The organism is Rhizomicrobium sp., assembly GCF_056722145.1.
Genome location: NZ_JBWZET010000053.1, coordinates 1 through 2,084, shown reverse-complemented (window position 1 = coordinate 2,084; position 2,084 = coordinate 1). Strand labels below are relative to the sequence as shown.

Below are 2,084 nucleotides of genomic sequence, written 5' to 3'. Positions count from 1 at the left end.
GGTTAGCGAGCTAGCGTGCGCTGCGCGCACATGGCAAGTTAGCAAAAGGCGAAGACACTAGCGACCGCAGCGGACGATGATTTTGGTTCCGGGCGGGACCATGGTTCCGGCTGCCGGGGCTTGTTCGCGTACTGTGCCGCTGCCGGTGATCTGGACCTCGAGGCCTGCGGCGGCGGCCTGCTCGATGACCTTGCGCACGGGCAATCCGACCAGCGATGGAACGCGCAGAGTTTTTCCGTCTGCAATGGTGACGGTGGTTGGCGCGGGTGTTTGTGCGGCTGCGGGCGGCTGGCCTGCGTTGGCCGAAGCGGATTGAGTGCCGGTCTGCGGCGGTGAAGCGGAGGTTTGCGTGGCGGGCGCGGGCTGGCTGGGAGGCGCGCGCAATGGATCGTCGGGCGGCAGATCGTTGACCGCGGAGTAAAGAGCGTTGATGTCGCCGAGGTGTTCCGAGGCGTCTTCTACTATCGGCTTCTCGTGTTTGGCTCCGGGCTTCGCCGGACGCAGATCGATGTCGTGAGGGACTGCGAGATATTCGAGGACCTGCTGCGCCACCTCGGCGAAGACCGGCGCAGAGACGGCCGCGCCGTAATAGGAGCCGCCTTTGGGGTTGTCGAGCACAACGGCCACAGCGATCACCGGATTGTTGACCGGAGCGATGCCGGCGAAGGATGCGATGTGCATCGTCTTCGAATAGAGATGCGTGGCCGGATCGACCTTTTGCGCGGTGCCGGTTTTGCCGCCTGACGAATAGCCGTTGAGCTGCGCCGCTTTGCCGGTGCCGTAGAGGACGACGCCCTCCATCATCTTGCGCATCTGCGCGGCAGTGAGCGTGGAGATGACGCGGTGAGCGCCGGAGGGCAGCGGATTGGGCACGTCGCCGCCGGGCTTGAATGCCTGCGCCGTAAACGCCGCTTTGTTATTCGAGTCAAGCTGACCGGGCATGAGCACATGCGGGGGAAGATAGACGCCGCCGTTGGCGATTGTCGAGACCATGGTGACGAGCTGGATGGGAGTGACGCCGACCTCCTGGCCGATGGAGATGGAGCCGATCGAAGAACCTCCCCAGCGATTAACGGGGCGCAGCAGGCCGCGCGTCTCGCCGGGCATCTCGGCGCCAGTGCGCGCGCCAAAGCCGAAGTCGCGAATGTATTGATAGAAGCGGTCGGGGCCGACCTTGAGCGCGAGCTTGACGGCGGCCACGTCGCTTGAGACTTCGAGCGCCTGATGCACCGAAATAACGCCGTAGTGCTCGCCCTGGTTGTCATGAATGACGCGGCCGGCAAGCGTGATCTGGCCGCCCTGGCAATCGATGGGGTCGTCGGGCGTGGCCGCGTGCTGGTCGAGAGCGGCGGAGTAGGTGACAAGCTTGAAGACCGAGCCGGGCTCGTAGACATCGCTGACAGCGTGGTTGCGCAGCAGTGCGGGCGTGGTGCGGCGGAAGAGGTTGGGATTGAAAGTGGGGCGAATGGCAAGCGCGAGGATCTGGCCGGTGTGCACGTCCTGCACGACCACGGTGCCGTTGTCGGCGTGGGTCTGTTCCATCGCGTGATCGAGAGCGCGCTCGGCGAGGAACTGCATGTTCTCGTCGATGGTGAGCACGAGATTCTGGCCGGGGGCGGGTTCGCGTTCACTGGAGCCAAGAACGTGGCGGCGCGCATCCATGGCCGTGAACATGCGGCCGGAGACGCCGTGCAGTTGAGGCTCGAACTTCAACTCGATGCCGCCGAGGCCGTTGTCGTCGAGCCCTACATAGCCCAGCACCTGCGCGGCAATCTGGTTGTCAGGATAAAAGCGCTGGAATTCTTTTTGAAAGTAGACGCCCTTGACGGCACCGGAGGCGATGAGCTGTTTCACCCTGGCGGCGGTCTCGGGCGAGACGCGGCGTGCGACCCATGCGAAGCTGCGGCCGGCATCGAGGCGCGAGGCGATCTGCTGTTCGGTGGTCTGCGCGTCCTCGGGGTCAGTGTGAACGATCGAGGCGAGGGCGTGAGCGGCGGCGGGCTTGTCGTCCATCTCGCTGGGCACGGCAAAGATGGAGTCGACCTGCACGGTCATGGCGAGTTCGTGCAGGTTGCGGTCATAGA

1 protein-coding gene is annotated in these 2,084 nt (G+C 64.6%); it reads right to left on the bottom strand.

Going from position 1 to position 2,084, the window contains the following annotated elements; genetic code table 11:
* Nucleotides 1-57: 57 nt before the first annotated feature.
* Nucleotides 58-2,084: penicillin-binding protein (locus AC1P6P_RS03170; RefSeq protein WP_481400985.1), on the bottom strand; the 2,027-nt coding region annotated here is incomplete at its 5' end.